At 70.8% G+C, this 17056-nt stretch carries 18 protein-coding genes and 1 riboswitch; of the genes, 5 read left to right on the top strand and 13 right to left on the bottom strand.

Translation table 11 applies throughout. The annotated features are described in order from the left end of the window. The first annotated feature begins 60 nt into the window (after nucleotides 1–60). On the top strand, nucleotides 61–738 hold the full coding sequence (locus ACIQZN_RS03710; RefSeq protein WP_403987962.1) for an N-acetylmuramoyl-L-alanine amidase: 678 nt from the start codon (nucleotides 61–63) through the stop codon (nucleotides 736–738). Here ACIQZN_RS03710 and ACIQZN_RS03705 read toward each other — a convergent pair. The 3 genes from ACIQZN_RS03705 to ACIQZN_RS03695 form a co-directional block, all read right to left on the bottom strand. After that, nucleotides 731–1900 carry a cysteine desulfurase family protein gene (locus tag ACIQZN_RS03705; protein WP_403987959.1) on the bottom strand — a complete coding sequence of 390 codons (1170 nt, stop codon included), beginning with the start codon at nucleotides 1898–1900 and terminating at the stop codon, nucleotides 731–733. The two genes, ACIQZN_RS03710 and ACIQZN_RS03705, sit on opposite strands and share 8 nt — an antisense overlap. An 86-nt stretch (nucleotides 1901–1986) precedes the next feature. Continuing rightward, the gene (locus ACIQZN_RS03700) at nucleotides 1987–2256 is read right to left on the bottom strand and encodes a DUF4190 domain-containing protein (protein WP_403987956.1); all 270 of its coding nucleotides are present in this window, start codon (nucleotides 2254–2256) and stop codon (nucleotides 1987–1989) included. Next, on the bottom strand, nucleotides 2253–2405 hold the full coding sequence (locus ACIQZN_RS03695) for a hypothetical protein (RefSeq protein ID WP_403987953.1): 153 nt from the start codon (nucleotides 2403–2405) through the stop codon (nucleotides 2253–2255). Before ACIQZN_RS03695 ends, ACIQZN_RS03700 begins: the two co-directional genes overlap by 4 nt. 126 nt (nucleotides 2406–2531) lie before the next feature. Between ACIQZN_RS03695 and ACIQZN_RS03690 the strand changes: the two genes are divergently transcribed. After that, nucleotides 2532–3167 carry a TetR family transcriptional regulator gene (locus ACIQZN_RS03690; RefSeq protein WP_403987950.1) on the top strand — a complete coding sequence of 212 codons (636 nt, stop codon included), beginning with the start codon at nucleotides 2532–2534 and terminating at the stop codon, nucleotides 3165–3167. A gap of 18 nt (nucleotides 3168–3185) precedes the next feature. Here ACIQZN_RS03690 and ACIQZN_RS03685 read toward each other — a convergent pair whose 3' ends face one another. The 10 genes from ACIQZN_RS03685 to ACIQZN_RS03640 form a co-directional block, all read right to left on the bottom strand. Further along, nucleotides 3186–4022 carry a thioesterase family protein gene (locus ACIQZN_RS03685; protein WP_403987947.1) on the bottom strand — a complete coding sequence of 279 codons (837 nt, stop codon included), beginning with the start codon at nucleotides 4020–4022 and terminating at the stop codon, nucleotides 3186–3188. Between the two features lie 58 nt (nucleotides 4023–4080). Next, nucleotides 4081–4740, bottom strand: coding sequence for a trimeric intracellular cation channel family protein (locus tag ACIQZN_RS03680; RefSeq protein ID WP_018102534.1), 660 nt, complete (start codon nucleotides 4738–4740; stop codon nucleotides 4081–4083). Nucleotides 4741–4758: 18 nt separating this feature from the next. After that, the gene (locus ACIQZN_RS03675) at nucleotides 4759–5970 is read right to left on the bottom strand and encodes an ABC transporter ATP-binding protein (RefSeq protein ID WP_403987942.1); all 1212 of its coding nucleotides are present in this window, start codon (nucleotides 5968–5970) and stop codon (nucleotides 4759–4761) included. Beyond that, entirely contained in the window at nucleotides 5967–7070 is a 1104-nt protein-coding gene (locus ACIQZN_RS03670) for an ABC transporter ATP-binding protein (RefSeq protein WP_403987939.1), read from the bottom strand. Before ACIQZN_RS03670 ends, ACIQZN_RS03675 begins: the two co-directional genes overlap by 4 nt. After that, nucleotides 7067–8056: an ABC transporter permease gene (locus ACIQZN_RS03665; RefSeq protein WP_403987936.1), complete on the bottom strand. Its 990-nt coding sequence runs from the start codon at nucleotides 8054–8056 to the stop codon at nucleotides 7067–7069. Before ACIQZN_RS03665 ends, ACIQZN_RS03670 begins: the two co-directional genes overlap by 4 nt. Before the next feature lie 92 nt (nucleotides 8057–8148). After that, nucleotides 8149–9912, bottom strand: a complete 1764-nt coding sequence (locus ACIQZN_RS03660) for an ABC transporter substrate-binding protein (protein ID WP_403987933.1) — start codon at nucleotides 9910–9912, stop codon at nucleotides 8149–8151. A 44-nt stretch (nucleotides 9913–9956) separates the two neighbouring features. Next, nucleotides 9957–10949 (bottom strand): ABC transporter permease, encoded by a 993-nt coding sequence (locus tag ACIQZN_RS03655; protein WP_403987930.1) that lies wholly within the window; start codon nucleotides 10947–10949, stop codon nucleotides 9957–9959. A gap of 284 nt (nucleotides 10950–11233) precedes the next feature. Next, entirely contained in the window at nucleotides 11234–12001 is a 768-nt protein-coding gene (locus ACIQZN_RS03650) for an enhanced serine sensitivity protein SseB C-terminal domain-containing protein (protein WP_403987927.1), read from the bottom strand. Nucleotides 12002–12115: 114 nt separating this feature from the next. Beyond that, complete coding sequence (locus ACIQZN_RS03645; RefSeq protein ID WP_403987924.1) at nucleotides 12116–12886, bottom strand: enhanced serine sensitivity protein SseB; 771 nt, start codon at nucleotides 12884–12886, stop codon at nucleotides 12116–12118. A gap of 123 nt (nucleotides 12887–13009) precedes the next feature. Further along, a complete protein-coding gene (locus tag ACIQZN_RS03640) occupies nucleotides 13010–13693 on the bottom strand; it encodes an AAA family ATPase (protein WP_403987921.1) in 684 nt (227 codons plus the stop codon). A 184-nt stretch (nucleotides 13694–13877) separates the two neighbouring features. Beyond that, nucleotides 13878–13971: riboswitch (glycine riboswitch) on the top strand. A gap of 145 nt (nucleotides 13972–14116) precedes the next feature. Here ACIQZN_RS03640 and gcvT point away from each other — a divergent pair. The 3 genes from gcvT (at nucleotide 14117) to glyA (ending at nucleotide 16990) form a co-directional block, all read left to right on the top strand. Next, nucleotides 14117–15232, top strand: coding sequence for a glycine cleavage system aminomethyltransferase GcvT (gcvT, locus tag ACIQZN_RS03635; RefSeq protein WP_403987918.1), 1116 nt, complete (start codon nucleotides 14117–14119; stop codon nucleotides 15230–15232). A gap of 101 nt (nucleotides 15233–15333) precedes the next feature. Then, nucleotides 15334–15711, top strand: a complete 378-nt coding sequence (gcvH, locus tag ACIQZN_RS03630) for a glycine cleavage system protein GcvH (RefSeq protein ID WP_403987915.1) — start codon at nucleotides 15334–15336, stop codon at nucleotides 15709–15711. A 19-nt stretch (nucleotides 15712–15730) separates the two neighbouring features. Continuing rightward, the gene (gene glyA, locus ACIQZN_RS03625) at nucleotides 15731–16990 is read left to right on the top strand and encodes a serine hydroxymethyltransferase (RefSeq protein ID WP_073863070.1); all 1260 of its coding nucleotides are present in this window, start codon (nucleotides 15731–15733) and stop codon (nucleotides 16988–16990) included. The last annotated feature ends 66 nt before the right edge of the window (nucleotides 16991–17056 follow it).

Below are 17056 nucleotides of genomic sequence, written 5' to 3'. Positions count from 1 at the left end.
GCTCCACCAGGGTACGTGGGGGCGGGAACCGGAAGCGCGCGGATAAGCGTTGTCCGTCACATGGGGACCAAGGGGACGGACGGCGGCGGCACCGGGACCGGGATCAGCCGGCGCTCGGTGCTGATCGGCGGTGCCGTCACGGCCGTGGGCACGGCGGCGCTGGCGCGGGACCGGCTGAAGCGCGCCTGGTGGCGGCTGCCGGGCGTGGAGAAGCCGCGCACCCCGGGGGCGGTGGATTACGCGGGGGCGCGGTGGGTGGCGGCGTCGGAGGCGAACTGGCGGCGGGCCGACCGCCCCGACGACTACGGCATCGACCGCGTGGTCATCCATGTCACCCAGGGCAGCTTCGGCAGCGCGGTCCGCGCCTTCCAGGACCCCGGGCACCAGGCGGCGGCGCATTACGTGGTGCGCAAGGACGGGCAGGTGACGCAGATGATCCGTGAGCTGGACGTGGCGTTCCACGCGGGCAACCGCTCGTACAACGAACGCAGTGTGGGCATCGAGCACGAGGGCTTCGTGGAGCGCCCGCAGGACTTCACCGCCGCGATGTACGGGGCGTCGGCGAAGCTCACCGCGGCGATATGCGGGCGGTACGGGATCCCGGTGGACCGCGAGCACATCATCGGCCACGTCGAGGTGCCGGGCGCCGACCACACGGACCCGGGCCGCGGCTGGGACTGGGACCGCTACCTGGAGCTGGTCCGGCGCGCGGTCACGTCCGGGAAGCGGGCTAGCTGAGCCCCGCCGAGCGCGCCCGCTCCACCGCCGGGCCGATCGCCCGGGCCACGTCCTCGACATCCTGCTTGGTCGAGGTGTGGCCGAGCGAGAAGCGCAGGGTGCCCCGGGCCAGGTCCGGATCGGTGCCCGTGGCGAGCAGCACATGGCTGGGCTGGGCGATCCCGGCGGTACAGGCGGAGCCGGTGGAGCATTCGATGCCCTGGGCGTCCAGCAGCAGCAGGAGCGAGTCGCCCTCGCAGCCGGGGAAGGTGAAGTGCGCGTTGGCCGGAAGCCGGCCGCCCGGTGCCGGGTCGCCGCCCAGGAGGGCGTCGGGGACCTCCGCCAGGACGGCGGCGGCCAGCTCGTCGCGGAGCGCGCCGGTCTCCCGGGCGAAGTCCTCGCGCCGGTCGGCGGCGATCCGTCCGGCGACGGCGAACGAGGCGATGCCCGGCACGTCCAGGGTGCCCGAGCGCACATGGCGCTCCTGCCCCCCGCCGTGCAGCACGGGCACCGGGGTGTACTCGCGGCCGAGCAGCAGCGCGCCGACGCCGGTGGGCCCGCCGATCTTGTGCGCGCTGACGGTCATCGCGGCGAGCCCGGACGCGCCGAAGTCCACGTCGAGCTGGCCGAACGCCTGGACCGCGTCGGCGTGCATCGGGATCTCGAACTCGCGGGCCACCTCGGCCAGTTCGCGTACCGGCAGGATCGTGCCGATCTCGTTGTTGGCCCACATCACGGTGATCAGCGCGACGTCGTCGGGATCGCGCAGGACGGCCTCGCGCAGCACCTCGGGGTGGACGCGCCCGTAGCGGTCGACGGGGAGGTATTCGACGGTCGCGCCCTCGTGGGTGGCCAGCCAGTCCACGGCGTCGAGCACGGCGTGGTGCTCGACGGGGCTGGCGAGGACCCGGGTGCGGCGGGGGTCGGCGTCGCGGCGGGCCCAGTACAGGCCCTTCACCGCGAGGTTGTCCGATTCGGTGCCGCCCGAGGTGAAGACCACCTCGCTGGGGCGTGCGCCGAGGGCGTCGGCGAGGGATTCCCGGGACTCCTCGACGGTACGGCGGGCCCGGCGCCCGGCGGCGTGGAGTGAGGACGCGTTGCCCGTGACGGCGAGCTGCGCGGTCATCGCCGCGATCGCCTCGGGAAGCATCGGCGTGGTCGCGGCGTGGTCGAGGTAAGCCATGGTGGGCTCGATTCTACGAGCCCCCGGCGGGGCGTACGGCGGGCGCATGGGGTCCCACGGCCCGCGCACCGTGTGCGGCGGGCCGGTCAGCCGCCGAAGTCCCAGGCGACGACGCCGTTTCCGGTGACCAGGAAGGCGAGGACCACCAGGTCGGCGACGCCGAGCGCGAGGCCGAGGAAGGCGCGGCCGCGCCGGTTCGTGGAGCGGGCCAGCGCCACGAGCGCCATCACGATGGCGGCGGGGCCCAGCAGGATGTTCATCACCAGCAGCCCGACGAGCCCCAGCACGAACGAGGCGACGGCGAGCCCGTCGGCGTCCCGGCGGGAGCGCGGGGCGGCTTGCACCGGGGCGCTCATCGGGAACCCCGCGCGCGCTCGCGTACCGCGAAGACCAGCAGCCAGCAGCCGATGAGGGCGCCGAGGACCAGCGACAGGGGAAGCGGAATCTGGGCCACCGCTCCTAGTGCGATCCCCAGCAGGAGCAGGGCGGCGACAAGGACGATCATGTTCGGCCTTTCCGTGTGCGGAGGGCATGGAGCCAGGAACATTCAGAGTACGAGTGTTCACTGACTCTTGAGTCTAAACCCGCACGCCCCTTCCCCGTTCCGGAGAACAGTTGTTTACTGAATGGCATGAGTCACATCGCAGGGGTCCGCCAGAACCAGAAGCTGAAGACGCGCCAGGCGCTCCTGGACGCCGCCCTCGGACTGCTGGCGGAGCAGAGCCTGAGCAGCCTCGGGCTGCGCGAGGTGACCCGGGCCGCCGGCATCACGCCCACGGCCTTCTACCGGCACTTCGAGAGCGTGCCCGCGCTCGGGGTGGCCCTGGTCGAGCAGACCCTGGGCAGCCTGCACGGCATGATCGGCGCGATACTCGCCGAGACCGGCGACAGCGAGGTCCGGCTCGACCGCAGCGTGGAGCTGATACGGCGTCACGTACGGGAGCAGTCGGCGCACTTCCGCTTCATCGCGCGGGAGCAGCACGGCGGGGTCGGCCCGGTCCGCGAGGCCATCGCGGCGCAGCTGCGGCGGTTCGCCGAGGAGGTGGCGGCGGCCCTCGCGGCGGAGCCGGGGTCCGAGGGCTGGGCCGAGGAGGACCTGTTGATGCTGGGCGGCCTCTATGTGGACCACATGGTGATCACCGCGTCGGCCCTGCTGGACGCGGGCCCGGCGGACGACGAGCGGGTGGCCCGCACGGCGGGGCGCCGGATGCGGCTCATCGCACTCGGCGCCCTGCACTGGCTCGACGAACCGGCACAGGGCGCCTGAGAAGGGGGCCCGGGAGGGTCAGCCGCGCGGGGCGCGGGCGAGCTGGCGGGACTGGGCGACCAGGCGGTCGGCGCTGTCCCAGACGTCCGCGTCCTCCTCCAGGAAGCCGCCCGCCAGATTGCGGGTGGTGATGGAGACGCGGAGCGGGCCCGGGGCCGGACGGCAGCGGATGTGGGTGGTGAGCTCGATGGTGGGCGTCCAGCCCTTGAGCCCCAGCTCGAACGAGGTCGGCGGCAGGGCGTCCACGGTGAGCAGCAGGGAGAGCGCGTCGGGGTCGCGGCCGTCGGCCAGACCGAACCAGCCGCGCATCTCGCCCTTGCCGGAGGGCTGTCCGATCGCCCAGCCGATGGTCGCCGGGTCCAGCTTGATGTCGAGCCGGTCGGTGATCGCGGAGCTGCCCGGGATCGGCGCCGGTCCGTCGCTGGGGCCGAGGCAGTGCTCGCGCGGCGGGATGGCCGGCGGCTTCGCGGCGGTGCGGACGTCGTCGCTGAGCGCGCCCAGGTCGCCGTAGGTGGCGAGAACGCGGATGCGCTCGACCTCGGTGCCGTCCTCGGCGTACTGGAAGAGCGACGCCTGACCGGTGGAGAGGGTCCGGCCGGTCCGGACGGTCTGGGTCCGGATCACCGCCGGGCCGGGCACGGAGGCGGTGAGGTAGTGCGCGGAGACGGAGAACGGGTCCGCGTGCGGCAGGGCCTCGCCGAGCGCACGGCCCAGCATCGCCAGCAGGTATCCGCCGTTGACGGCCTGGATGATCGTCCAGCCCGCCGAGAGCTCCGCGTCGTAGACGCCCTCTTCGCGCAGGGTGACCGCGGTGTCCCGGTCGAACTCGCTGTCCCCGATGGTTGCCTGTGCCATGGTCGCACCGTACACCGATTGTATTACTGAGCGGTAGCTTTTTACGCTCCCGAGTAGCTCACCCCTCGTCCGCCCGCGCCGAGCGCCGGTTGTAGGCGCGCGGCGCCCGCCAGTGGAAGCGGAGCGCGAGCAGCCGCAGGACGAACGCGGTGATCACGGCCGCGCCGCTGGTCAGGGCGTTGAGCGCGTCGAAGCGGATGCAGAGCACGATCATGGTGGCGCCGACCATGGCGGGCACCGCGTACAGGTCCCGGTCCCAACGCAGCAGCGAGGGCACCTCGTTGGCCAGGACGTCCCGCAGCACACCGCCGCCGACCGCCGTCGCCAGGCCGAGCGCCGCCGACGACGTGAGGCCGAGCCCGTAGTCGTACGCCTTCACCGTGCCGGTGACGCAGAAGAGGCCGAGACCGGCCGCGTCGAAGACGTTCACCCCGACCTGGATGCGCTCCACGTGCGGGTGCAGGAAGAAGACCAGCCCCGCGGCGAGCAGCGGGGTGGTGAAGTACCCCAGATCCGTGAAGGCGGCGGGTGGCACCGCGCCGATGATCAGGTCACGGAAGAGCCCTCCGCCCAGCGCGGTCACCTCGGCGAGCACCGCGATGCCGAAGACATCGAAGTTCTTGCGTACGGCGAGCAGGGCGCCCGAGATCGCGAAGACGAAGATCCCCACGATGTCGAGCGCGTGCTGGACGGAGGGCGTGAACAGTTCGTTGAGCACCGGGCAATTGTGCCCGTACTACTCCTTCGGGCTGTCCGGAGCGGGCTCGGCGGGTTCGGCGTCCTTCGCGGGCTCCTCCGGCGCCTCGGCCGCGGGCGCCTTCGCGGGCTCCTCCGCCGGTTCCTTCGCAGGCGCCGTCCGGACCGTGATGACGTCCGCGACCAGCGGGGCGTCGCCCGGTACCTGGTCCTCGCCGTTCTCCGGATGGTGGCAGGCCACCTGGTGGCCGGTCTTCAGCTGGATCAGCGGCGGCTCGGTCGTCCCGCAGACCTTCGTCGCCTTCCAGCACCGGGTGTGGAACCGGCAGCCGGCGGGCGGCGAGATCGGCGACGGCACATCGCCCTTGAGCAGGATGCGGTCGCTCTTGGCACCGCGCCGGCGCGGGTCCGGCACGGGCACCGCGGACATCAGCGCCTTGGTGTACGGGTGCATCGGCGCCTCGTACAGCGACTTGCGGTCCGCCAGCTCGACGATCTTGCCGAGGTACATGACCGCGATCCGGTCCGAGACATGGCGGATCACCGACAGGTCGTGCGCGATGATCATGTACGTGAGCCCGAGCTCGTCCTGGAGGTCGTCCAGCAGGTTCACCACCTGCGCCTGGATCGACACGTCCAGCGCGGAGACCGGCTCGTCCGCGACGACCAGCTTCGGCTTGAGGGCGAGCGCGCGGGCGATGCCGATGCGCTGGCGCTGGCCGCCGGAGAACTCGTGCGGATAGCGGTTGTAGTGCTCGGGGTTGAGCCCGACCAGCTCCAGCAGCCGCTGGACCTCCGCCTTCACGCCGCCCTCGGGCTTGACGCCCTGGAGCCGGAAGGGGGTGGAGACGATCCCGCCGACCGTGTGGCGCGGGTTCAGCGAGCCGTACGGGTCCTGGAAGATCATCTGGATGTCGCGCCGCATCGGCCGCAGCCGTCCGGCGGACAGATGGGTGATGTCGCGGCCCTGGAACTCGACCTTGCCGCCGGTCGGTTCGAGCAGCCGGGTCACCAGCCGGCCCATGGTCGACTTGCCGCAGCCCGACTCGCCGACGACGCCCAGGGTCTCCCCGGGGCGCACGTCGAAGGTGAGCCCGTCCACGGCCTGGACCGCGCCGACCTTGCGCTTCAGCACGCCCTTGGTGATCGGGAAGTGCTTGACCAGGCCGTCCACCTTGAGGAGCGGTTCGGTGCCGGACCCGTCCGACCCGGCCGCGGCGGGCGCGGGAGTCTTCTTGTTCAGCTCAGTCACAGCTTCGGCGCAATCTCTTCGGTCCAGATCCGGTCGCGCTGCTCGGGCGACATGTGGCACGCGGAGAAGTGCCCGTCGCCGACCTGTCGCAGCTCCGGACGCTCGGTGCGGGTGATGTTGTCGGGCGGGACGTCGGCGTACGGGCAGCGCGGGTGGAAGGCGCAGCCCGACGGGACGTTGATGAGACTGGGCGGCGAGCCCTTGACGGGGATCAGCCGCTCGGTCTGCTCCCGGTCGATCCGCGGCATCGAGCCGAGCAGGCCCCAGGTGTACGGGTGCTGGGGCTCGTAGAACACCTTCTCGGCGGAGCCGCGCTCGACGCAGCGTCCCGCGTACATCACGAGGATCTCGTCCGCGATCTCGGCGACGACGCCGAGGTCGTGGGTGATCATGATGACCGCGGAGCCGAACTCCTTCTGGAGATCGCGGATCAGGTCGAGGATCTGCGCCTGGACGGTGACGTCGAGGGCGGTCGTCGGCTCGTCGGCGATGAGCAGCTGCGGGTTGTTGACCAGGGCCATCGCGATCATCGCGCGCTGGCGCATGCCGCCGGAGAACTGGTGCGGATAGTCGTCGAACCGGCGGTGCGGCTCGGGGATGCCGACCCGGTCGAGCATCTCGACGGCGCGCTTCTTGGCGGTCTTCTTGTCGACCTTGTGGTGGACCCGGTGGGCCTCCACGATCTGCGCGCCGATCGTGTAGTACGGGTGCAGGGCGGACAGCGGGTCCTGGAAGATCATGGCCATCTTCTGGCCGCGCAGCCTCCGTACGCGCTCGGCGCCGGAGCCGATCAGCTCCTCGCCCTCCAGCCAGATCTCGCCGCCGATGCGGGCCCGCTCCGAGGTGTGCAGGCCCATGATCCCCAGCGAGGTCACGGACTTGCCGGAGCCGGACTCGCCGACGATGCCGAGGGTCTGGCCGGCCTCCAGGTCGAAGCTGACGCCGTCCACGGACTTGACCAGGCCGTCGTCGGTGTCGAAGTGGACGCTGAGGTCGCGTACGGAGAGGAAGGGGTGGCCGTCGCCCGGGCGCGGGGCCGGGACGCTCTCGGCCGTCCGGGAGTCCTTCTCGGTCGAGTCCTTCTTGGTCGCGCCGCTCATGAGAGCCTCACCCGGGGGTCGATCGCGGCGTACACGAGGTCCACCAGCAGGTTGCAGATGACGATGAAGAAGGCCGCGACCAGGGTCACGCCCATCACCTTGGGCAGGTCGGCGGTGGTCACGCCCTGGATCGCGAAGGCGCCGAGCCCCTGGAAGGAGAAGACGCGTTCGGTGATGACCGCGCCACCGAGGAGCAGCGCGAAGTCCATGCCGAAGATCGTGACCAGCGGGGTGAGCGCGGACCGCAGCCCGTGCTTGACGACCACCTTGCGTTCCTGGAGGCCCTTGGCGCGCGCGGTCCGGATGTAGTCCTCGCTCATGGTCTCCAGCATCCCGGCCCGGGTGAGCCGGGCGTAGAGCGCGGAGTACAGCAGGGCGAGCGTGCACCAGGGCAGGACCAGGCTGCCCGCCCAGCCGACCGGGTCCTCGGTGATGGGGACGTACTCCCCGTTGCCGAAGAGCGCCAGGACCACCAGGCCGGTGAAGAACATCGGGAGGGAGACGCCCGCGAGGGCGACGCCCATGGAGAGGCGGTCGAAGAGCGAGCCCCGCTTCAGCGCGGAGACGACGCCGATCGCGACACCGGAGATCACCCAGATGACGGCGGCACCGACGGCCAGCGAGAGCGTGACCGGGACGCGGTCCACGAGCTGCGGCCAGATCTCGGTGTGCGTCTTGAACGAGTAGCCGAAGCACGGGGCGTTGCACGTGACGGGGTCGGGGCCGAACTGGTACTGGGCGCCGGCCACGATGCCCTTGATGAAGTGCCAGTACTGGAGGTACAGGGGCTGGTCGAGCCCCAGGTTCTTCTTGACCGCGGCGATGACGTCGGGGTCGGGGCTCTTCCCCACGTACTGGGCGGCCATGGAGTCGAGGGTCTGCCCGCCGAGGCGGGGCACCAGGAAGAAGATCGCGAACGTGACTGCGCTGACCACCAGCAGCAGCAACACCGCGGCGAATACGCGTCGGATGATATACGCAGCCACAGCCGTGCGGCGCCGGGCGGGTGGGGCGGGAAACCCCGCCGCCCGGCGCCTTCACCTGCCTTTCAGGGGATGCTTTTGATGAACAGGCGCTACTACTTGGTGGACGTCATGAGCACGTAGTCGTACATGCCGAGGTACGCGTCGGTGACGGTGACGTTCGCCGCGGAGGCCGGGCGGTACAGCAGGTTCTTGCGGTAGAAGAGGGGAACGACCGAGGCGTTCTCCATGACCTTCTGGTCGACCTCGCCCCACGTGGCGTTGCGCTGCGTGGTGTCGACGGTCCCGATGCCCTTGACAAGGAGTTCGTTGATCCCCTTGTCGTTCAGCTCCATCAGGTTGGTGCCGCCGGAGGGCTTGATGGCCGTGCCGTTGACGATCTGGTCGAGGAAGCCGAAGCCGGTCGGCCAGTCGGCACCCCAGGCCATCATCATCATGCCCGCGTTGTTCTTGTGGACCCAGGCCGGGACACCCGCGAAGTCGGTGAAGTACTTGTCCGCCGGGAACTGCTTGATCTCGGCGGTGACGCCGATGGCCTTCAGGCTGTTCTGGAGCTGCGTGGCGGCGGTGACCTCGTCAGGACGGTCCGAACGGGCCGTCAGCGTGGTCTTGAAGCCGTCCGGGTGACCGCACTTGGCCAGGTGCTCCTTGGCCTTGGCCGCGTCGCCCTTGCTGCCCTCGGTCGGGTACAGGTCGAACTTCTTGTAGCCGGCGACGGTCGGGGGGATGACCGTGCTCGCCGGGTCGCCCTTGACCGAGCCGCCGATCGAGTCGACCATGCTCTGCTTGTCGACCGCGTACTGGACGGCCTTGCGGCACTCGATGTTGTCGAACGGCTTCACGTTGACGTTCAGCGCGAGGTACTGCAGGGCGCCGGCGTACGGGTTGTCCGTCTTCGCCTTCTCCGACGCCTTGACCAGGACCTTGGGCTGGGTCTTGGCCTGGAGACCGGTGCCCGCGATGTCCGCGGTGGTCTCGTCGTTGAGGAGGTGATCGTCGACCGTGGTGGGGTTGACGTTGAACTTCAGCTGGATCTTGTCCGGCAGCGCCTTGCGGATCGGGTCCGTCTTCGAGTCCCACTCCGGGTTGCGGACCAGGGTCGCGCCCTTGCTCTCGTCGTACGCCGAGAACTTGTACGGACCCGAGGAGACCATCTTCTGGACGTAGCTGGCGCCCGTGTCGGCCTTCTGCTGGACCGGCGCGGTCTGCGAGAACGCGGCCAGGTAGTCCATGTCCGCGAACGGCTTGTTGAGGTGGAAGACGATCGTGTACTTGTCCGGGGTCTCGATGGACTTCAGACCCTCGGTGGACTTGTCCTTGTAGGGACCCTTGTACTTGTCGCCGCCCTCAAGGTAGGCCTTGAAGTACGTCGGGCCGTTGGACAGGGCCTCGGGCGCGAAGTTGGAGCGCTCGACGGCGTACTTGACGTCCTGCGAGGTGATCTCGGAGCCGTCCTCGAACTTCACGCCCTTGCGCAGCGTGTACGTCCAGGTCTTCGCGTCCGCGCTCGCCTTGCCGAGACCGGTGGCGAGGTCGGGGACGACCTTCAGGCCTTCCTTGCCGGCGGCCGGCTGGAAGGTCACCAGCGAACGGGCGTACAGGCGGGAGAAGTTCTGCACCCAGCCGTAGTACGTGTTGCCGGGGTCGAGGGAGTCCGGGCCACTGGTGTGCTCGTAGGTGACCGTCCCGCCCTTCTTGTCGCTGGGGTTGACGATGCTCGTCAGACCGGCGTCGGCCTTGGCGTTGCCACCGCCGCCGCCCTTGCCGCCGCCTCCGTCCGAGTCCTTGCTGCACCCGGTGGCGGCGAGCGACACCGCGATCGCGACGGCTATGAGCGCCGCTGTCTTCTTGTTCTGCATGCTGAGGAAAGCCCCCTCGCTAGTCCTGTGCGGCACTGCCGCGATTACTTGCCACGAGGGTCGAGTGCGTCACGCAGCCCGTCCCCCAGCAGGTTGAAGGCCAGCACGGTGATGAAGATCGCCATGCCGGGAATGACCATGAACATCGGGTCCACCTCGTAGAGGTCGACCGCCTGCGTGAGCATGCCGCCCCAGGAAGCCTGCGGCGGGGCGATGCCGACGCCCAGGAAGGACAGGGCCGCCTCGAAGAGAATGTTCGTGGGGATGAGCAGGGTCGCGTACACGAGGATCGGCGCGACCAGGTTGGGCAGCAGCTCGCGGAAGAGGATGAACGGACCGCGTGCGCCCAGCGAACGGGCGGCCTCGACGAACTCGCGCTCGCGGAGCGACAGCGTCTGCGCGCGCACGATGCGGCCGATGTACGGCCAGCTGAAGAAGCCGATCACGAAGATCAGGACCGCGATCCGCAGCGTGAGCCCTTCCATCCCGAAGGCGTTGCCCTGGAGGGACGCGGAGATGGAGATCGCGAAGAGCAGCAGCGGGAAGGCGAGGAAGGTGTCCATCAGCCGGCTGATCACGCTGTCCACCCAGCCGCCGTAGAAGCCGGCCACGACACCCATGACCACGCCGATGGCGACGGAGAGCAGGGTGGAGCCGACGGCGACGACGAGCGAGACCCAGGAGCCTTCGAGGATGCGCGCGAAGATGTCGCGGCCGGTCTGCGGCTCGACGCCGAACGGGTGGTCCCAGCTCATCCCGCCCAGGCTGCCCTTGGGTGCCAGCATGACGGGGTCGACCAGGCTCTGGTTGAACGCGTTGGGGTCGAGCCCCAGCAGCGACTGGAGCGGCTTGGACAGCACCGCGGTCAGGATCAGCAGGACGACAACGATGCCACCGGCCATCGCGGCCTTGTCCCGCTTGAACCGGGTCCAGGCGATGCGGCCGAGCGAACGGCCCTCGATCTCCTTGCGGCCCGCGCCTTCCAGCACCGCTTCGGGCCGCGTATCCGCCCTGGTGGTCTCGATAGGTGCCGTCATTGCGCTGGAGACCCCTCTCGGCCGGCGGTGGCCGGCCCGTGACCGCCGCGGTAGCGGCTCGTACATAGCTAGTTGCGTGGGAGTCTTCAGCCACTTCGCGCACACCCGCCAGACCTGACGGGGAATGTTTGCTCAAACGTGATGACGTCAGAATGCAACCGATATCCGAACAGCCGGACTCGGCAATCGGGCCTCTCGGTCACAAAACAGCGATAACGAACACTTCGTGCACGAACGCCGAAGTGCCCGCAATGACCCCGATATGCCGGGGGTCTGACGCGGGATCAGTACGCGGGTGCCTGCGGGTAGCCGTAACCGGGCGCGGCGTGCGCCTCGCGGTCGTAGAAGGGCCGGGAGTTGACACGCAGCCACATCGCGACCGGGTCGTACTCGTCGGACATCGCGACCGTGGAGACCGGCAGCCCCTCGGGGACGGCGCCGATCGACTGGCGCATCATCGCGCGCACCGCGTCGACGGACGGCCTGCTCGTGTCGTACAGGTCGAGCCCGACGGCGAGGTACGGGACGCCGAGCGCGGGCTGCACCCAGGCGCGGCGCAGCGAGCGGATCGCGGGGGTGTGGTGGGCGTTCTGCGTGAGCTGGGCGTAGAACCGCGGGATGTCGATGGCGGGTTCGCTGATCCGCAGCGGCCCGGCGGGCATCCGGTCGAGGCCGGTCGCGATGCGGCGCAGGTCCAGCCAGGGGATGCCGACGCCGCCGCCGGGGGCGTGCGGATTGAGCCAGACGCCCCAGCGGTCGGGGTAGAGGGCGCGCGCGATGTCCAGTCCGGCGACGACCTCGTGGTCCCGGCTCCAGCCGCTGGCGGTGAGCTCCTGGGGGGAGGTGACGCACGGGGCGTAGCCGAGCCCTTCGACCTCCATGTTCCCGTACTGGGCGTCGGGGGCTCCGGGGCGGCCGTGCCAGAGGAGCATCCAGACCCGGCCGGCGGCCAGGGACTGGAGGAGCGCCTCGTACGCGTCGTAGCGCCCGGGCGCGACCTGTCGCAGCATGTGCTCGACCTGACCGGCCGCCGCGGTGCCTGACGCACTCACCCTGGTCCCGCCCCTCGTAGATCCTCTGCTTCGGCCACCGGGCATCGGCCTTCAGCCATCAAACCAGCTTATGCGGCCGCACTGTCACCGGCTTGACGCCGCGGCCGCCCCCCGTCACTCCGGGGCGCGCGTGTAGAAGGGCCGCACCCGCTCGCGCATCCAGTCGGCGACCGGGTCCTGCGCCACGTCGAGGAGGACGAGGTTGACCGGCCACGGCACCGCGACGCGGCCCAGCGCCCGGCCCAGGGCGTCCATCGGGGCGCTCTGTCCGGCGCCGTCCCAGGTGGAGAACTCGACGCCGACGAAGAGCACCGGGTCGTCGCCCTCGATGCTGGCCAGGACCCGGCGGGCGGTGCGGACGACGCCGCTCTCCTGGAACTCGCCGGCGGCGGCGGCCAGGAAGTCGACGGGCTCCTCCTTCCAGTCCGGCTCGTACAGCCGGACCCGGCCCCCGGTCGCCGGGCCGTCGAGCGGGGTGCGCCCGGACCGGCAGAGCTCGGCGACGGCGGGCGGGGGCAGCGGCAGGCCGACGGCGCCGCCCGGGTTGACGGCGATGCCGAGCTGCGGGGGCAGTCCGCGGGCGAACTCGACGGCGGGGGCGACGGTGAAGGACATCTGCGCGCCGACGCAGGTGAGGAACTGGTGCTCGGAGCTGTAGACGGGGACGTACGCGGCGCCGTCGATCTCCATCGCGGGCAGGTCGAGCTCCCCGGCGTCGGGTCCGCCGCCGCCCGGCAGCGGCACCCAGACATGGCTGCGGCCGAGCACCTCCAGCAGGCGGCCGCCCGCCTCCGGGATGCCGAGCGAGGCGCCCAGCACCTCTTCGAGTTCATTGGCCGGCCAGCCGCCCTGCGGCAGGCTCCCGGCCTGTGCCGGAATGTCCACTGCTTCCCTCTCGCCCCGTTGCCGTGCAGCAAGAGGGTACGGCCTCGCCCGGTCTCCGTCGCTCCCAGGGCTGTCCGGAAATCCCCCGTCCCGGCTACCGTCCAGCCGTTGGACGGTCCGTTTTCAGCCGTCGGTCTGTGCGTCTGCGAACGCGATGCGAGTGAGCGCCCCGGCCGCCTCGCGGTCGAGCAGCACCGCCGAGGCGCAGCCGTGCGGCAGCAGCCCCGCCTCGGTGTCCCGCAGCAGCCGCCCCACGGCTCTGCGGTGCCGGGCGAAGGCGTACGCCGAGACGCCCCGGCCGCGCTCGCGCTGGCCCTCGCGCGCGGTCCGGGCGGAGACGTCGAGCAGGACCAGATGCAGGCCGGTGCCCCGGCGGCGGGCATGGCGGGCGAGCCGGGCGCGGACCCAGCTCTGCGTACCGCAGTCGTGGACGACGACGGAGGCGCCGGAGCGCAGCGCCCGCCGCAGCCCCCGGTAGTGGGCGAGGCGGACGAGCGGGCGGTAGAGGACGTAGGGGAGTAAGCGGGGCAGCCGGCGGGCCCAGCGGTCCCGGGTGTCCTGGGAGTCGACGGCGTGCGCCGGGGCGGTGCGGGAGATCAGGGTCGACTTGCCGCTGCCGGGGAGCCCGGAGACCACCACGATGTCCCCGGCGGCGAAGCGGAGGGCGCGCGGGCCGTGCCCGGACCGGCCGCGCAGGTCCCGGACGACGGGTGGATGGGTGCCCACCGCCTGCCGGGGCGGTGAGCCGGGCTGCGCGGGCAGCGCGGTGCCCGTGGTTCCCGCGGTCGTCGCGTAGCGCAACGTCATCGCCTCCCCCTGGCCGTACGGCCGACGCGTGCAGGACCGATACCTACCCCCGAAGTGTAAAGAAAAGGTAATGCGAGGCAACCGTCCGACCCGCCGGGAAAGCGTGACGGGCCCCACCGGTCCCGGGGCCCCGCTCCCCCGGATCGCGTGCGATGATGACCCCGCCAACTGCATACAGGCCGCTTGAATCCGCGCGGGAGAGTCCCGGTCACCGTGCCGGGCGCCGAAGGAGCAAGATCCTCCCTTGAATCTCTCAGGCCCCGTACCGCGTGGATGAGGCAGATCTGAAAAGCGAGCCGCCCCGGCGGCTCCACCCAAGGTGCAAGCCGAACCCCTGCGGGGTCTCTCGGCGAACCTCTCAGGTTCCGATGACAGATGGGGAGGGATCGTCCTCGTCGTCGTCATGCCCTGGGAGCCCCTTTCATGAGCAGCACCCCCCGCCTCACCGCCCTCGACGCGCTGCACCGCTCGCTGGGCGCCACCATGACCGACTTCGCGGGCTGGGACATGCCGCTGCGGTACGCCAGTGAGCGCGACGAGCACAACGCCGTCCGCACGAAGGCCGGTCTCTTCGACCTGTCCCACATGGGCGAGATCACGGTCACCGGTCCGCAGGCCGTGGACCTGCTGAACCACGCGCTGGTCGGCAACATCGGCACGGTCTCGACCGGCCGGGCCCGCTACACGATGATCTGCGCCGAGGACGGCGGCATCCTGGACGACCTGATCGTCTACCGCCTCCAGGACACGGAGTACATGGTCGTCGCCAACGCCGGAAACGCCCAGCTGGTCCTGGACACGCTCACCGAGCGCGCCGCCGGCTTCGACGCCGAGGTCCGCGACGACCGCGACGCGTACGCGCTGCTCGCCGTGCAGGGCCCGGAGTCCCCGGCGATCCTCGCGGCGGTGACCGACGCCGACCTGGACGGCCTGAAGTACTACGCCGGGCTGCCCGGGGTGGTCGCCGGGGTGCCCGCGCTGATCGCCCGTACCGGCTACACCGGCGAGGACGGCTTCGAGCTGTTCGTCGCGCCCGGCCACGCGGAGCAGCTGTGGAAGGCGCTCACCGACGCGGGCGCCGCGCACGGCCTGATCCCGTGCGGCCTCTCCTGCCGTGACACGCTGCGCCTGGAGGCGGGCATGCCGCTGTACGGGCACGAGCTGACGACCTCGCTGACCCCGTTCGACGCCGGGCTCGGCCGGGTCGTGAAGTTCGAGAAGGACGGCGACTTCGTCGGCCGCAAGGCGCTGGAGGCCGCCGCGGAGCGCGCCGAGACCGCTCCGCCGCGCAAGCTCGTCGGCCTGGTCGCCGAGGGCCGCCGGGTGCCGCGCGCCGGGTTCCCGGTCGTCGCGGACGGTCAGGTCATCGGCGAGGTCACCTCGGGCGCCCCCTCCCCCACGCTGGGGAAGCCGATCGCCATGGCGTACGTCGACGCGGCGCACGCCGAGCCGGGCACCGCCGGAGTCGCGGTGGAGATCCGAGGCAGCCACGAGCCGTACGAGGTCGTGGCGCTCCCCTTCTACAAGCGCAAGAAGTAGAACCGTAGGACCCGGCCGGTGCCGCGTACGTGACGCGGTCCCGTCTCACACCGTAAGACCACCGTTCATCCGCACTCCCCGCGTACAGGAGAATTCAGACCATGAGCAACCCCCAGCAGCTGCGGTACAGCAAGGAGCACGAGTGGCTGTCGCCCGTCGAGGACGGTGTGGCCACGGTCGGCATCACCGAGCACGCGGCCAACGCGCTCGGTGACGTCGTCTACGCGCAGCTTCCCGAGGTCGGCGACACCGTGACCGCGGGCGAGACCTGCGGCGAGCTGGAGTCGACCAAGTCGGTCAGCGACCTGTACTCGCCCGTGACCGGTGAGATCACCGCGTCCAACCAGGACGTCGTGGACGACCCGTCGCTGGTCAACTCCGCTCCGTTCGAAGGCGGCTGGCTGTTCAAGGTACGCGTCGCGGAGGAGCCGAAGGACCTGCTCTCCGCCGACGAGTACTCCGAGTTCTCCGGCAACTGAGACCCCAAGGGACCACCTGATGTCGCTTCTCAACTCCTCCCTCCACGAGCTGGACCCGGACGTCGCCGCCGCCGTCGACGCCGAGCTCCTGCGCCAGCAGTCCACGCTCGAAATGATCGCCTCGGAGAACTTCGCTCCGGTCGCCGTCATGGAGGCACAGGGCTCCGTCCTGACCAACAAGTACGCCGAGGGCTACCCCGGCCGCCGCTACTACGGCGGCTGTGAGCACGTCGACGTGGTCGAGCAGATCGCGATCGACCGGATCAAGGCGCTCTTCGGCGCCGAGGCCGCGAACGTCCAGCCGCACTCCGGTGCGCAGGCGAACGCCGCCGCGATGTTCGCGCTGCTGAAGCCGGGCGACACGATCATGGGCCTGAACCTGGCGCACGGCGGCCACCTGACCCACGGCATGAAGATCAACTTCTCCGGCAAGCTCTACAACGTGGTCCCGTACCACGTGGACGACACCGGTGTCGTGGACATGGCCGAGGTGGAGCGCCTGGCCAAGGAGGCCAAGCCGCAGCTGATCGTCGCCGGCTGGTCCGCGTACCCGCGCCAGCTGGACTTCGCAGCCTTCCGCCGCATCGCGGACGAGGTCGGCGCGTACCTGATGGTCGACATGGCGCACTTCGCCGGTCTGGTCGCCGCGGGCCTGCACCCCAGCCCGGTGCCGCACGCCCACGTCGTCACCACCACCACGCACAAGACCCTCGGCGGTCCGCGCGGCGGTGTGATCCTCTCCACCCAGGAGCTCGCCAAGAAGATCAACTCGGCGGTCTTCCCGGGTCAGCAGGGCGGTCCGCTGGAGCACGTGATCGCGGCCAAGGCGGTCTCGTTCAAGGTCGCGGCGGGCGAGGAGTTCAAGGAGCGCCAGCGGCGCACCCTGGAGGGCGCCCGCATCCTGGCCGAGCGCCTGGTCCAGCCCGACGTCACCGAGGTCGGCGTCTCCGTCCTGTCCGGCGGCACCGACGTGCACCTGGTCCTGGTGGACCTGCGCAACTCGGAGCTGGACGGCCAGCAGGCCGAGGACCGGCTCCACGAGCTCGGCATCACGGTCAACCGGAACGCCATCCCCAACGACCCGCGCCCGCCGATGGTCACCTCCGGCCTCCGGATCGGCACCCCGGCCCTGGCCACCCGCGGCTTCGGCACCGAGGACTTCACCGAGGTCGCCGAGATCATCGCCTCGGCCCTCAAGCCGTCCTACGACGCGGACGACCTGAAGGCCCGGGTCACGAAGCTCGCCGAGAAGTTCCCGCTGTACCCCGGCCTGAAGTAGCCGACCAGGCGCGTTTGCGCTTTCGGATGGGGCACCCCGCACACTGAACAGTGGGCGTGGTGCCCC

Source organism: Streptomyces sp. NPDC097595, from assembly GCF_044761525.1.
Classification (GTDB): domain Bacteria; phylum Actinomycetota; class Actinomycetes; order Streptomycetales; family Streptomycetaceae; genus Streptomyces; species Streptomyces drozdowiczii_A.
Note: the sequence above shows the minus strand (reverse complement) of the source record. Positions and strands in the feature narration are given on the sequence as shown.

Excerpts from the sequence above, each read along its gene's own strand:
- ACIQZN_RS03710 (WP_403987962.1), top strand. The coding sequence starts at position 61 with ATGGGGACCAAGGGGACGGACGGCGGCGGCACCGGGACCGGGATCAGC.
- ACIQZN_RS03705 (WP_403987959.1), bottom strand. The coding sequence starts at position 1,900 with ATGGCTTACCTCGACCACGCCGCGACCACGCCGATGCTTCCCGAGGCG.
- ACIQZN_RS03700 (WP_403987956.1), bottom strand. The coding sequence starts at position 2,256 with ATGAGCGCCCCGGTGCAAGCCGCCCCGCGCTCCCGCCGGGACGCCGAC.
- ACIQZN_RS03695 (WP_403987953.1), bottom strand. The coding sequence starts at position 2,405 with ATGATCGTCCTTGTCGCCGCCCTGCTCCTGCTGGGGATCGCACTAGGA.
- ACIQZN_RS03690 (WP_403987950.1), top strand. The coding sequence starts at position 2,532 with ATGAGTCACATCGCAGGGGTCCGCCAGAACCAGAAGCTGAAGACGCGC.
- ACIQZN_RS03685 (WP_403987947.1), bottom strand. The coding sequence starts at position 4,022 with ATGGCACAGGCAACCATCGGGGACAGCGAGTTCGACCGGGACACCGCG.
- ACIQZN_RS03670 (WP_403987939.1), bottom strand. The coding sequence starts at position 7,070 with ATGAGCGGCGCGACCAAGAAGGACTCGACCGAGAAGGACTCCCGGACG.
- ACIQZN_RS03660 (WP_403987933.1), bottom strand. The coding sequence starts at position 9,912 with ATGCAGAACAAGAAGACAGCGGCGCTCATAGCCGTCGCGATCGCGGTG.
- ACIQZN_RS03655 (WP_403987930.1), bottom strand. The coding sequence starts at position 10,949 with ATGACGGCACCTATCGAGACCACCAGGGCGGATACGCGGCCCGAAGCG.
- ACIQZN_RS03640 (WP_403987921.1), bottom strand. The coding sequence starts at position 13,693 with ATGACGTTGCGCTACGCGACGACCGCGGGAACCACGGGCACCGCGCTG.
- gcvT (WP_403987918.1), top strand. The coding sequence starts at position 14,117 with ATGAGCAGCACCCCCCGCCTCACCGCCCTCGACGCGCTGCACCGCTCG.
- gcvH (WP_403987915.1), top strand. The coding sequence starts at position 15,334 with ATGAGCAACCCCCAGCAGCTGCGGTACAGCAAGGAGCACGAGTGGCTG.
- glyA (WP_073863070.1), top strand. The coding sequence starts at position 15,731 with ATGTCGCTTCTCAACTCCTCCCTCCACGAGCTGGACCCGGACGTCGCC.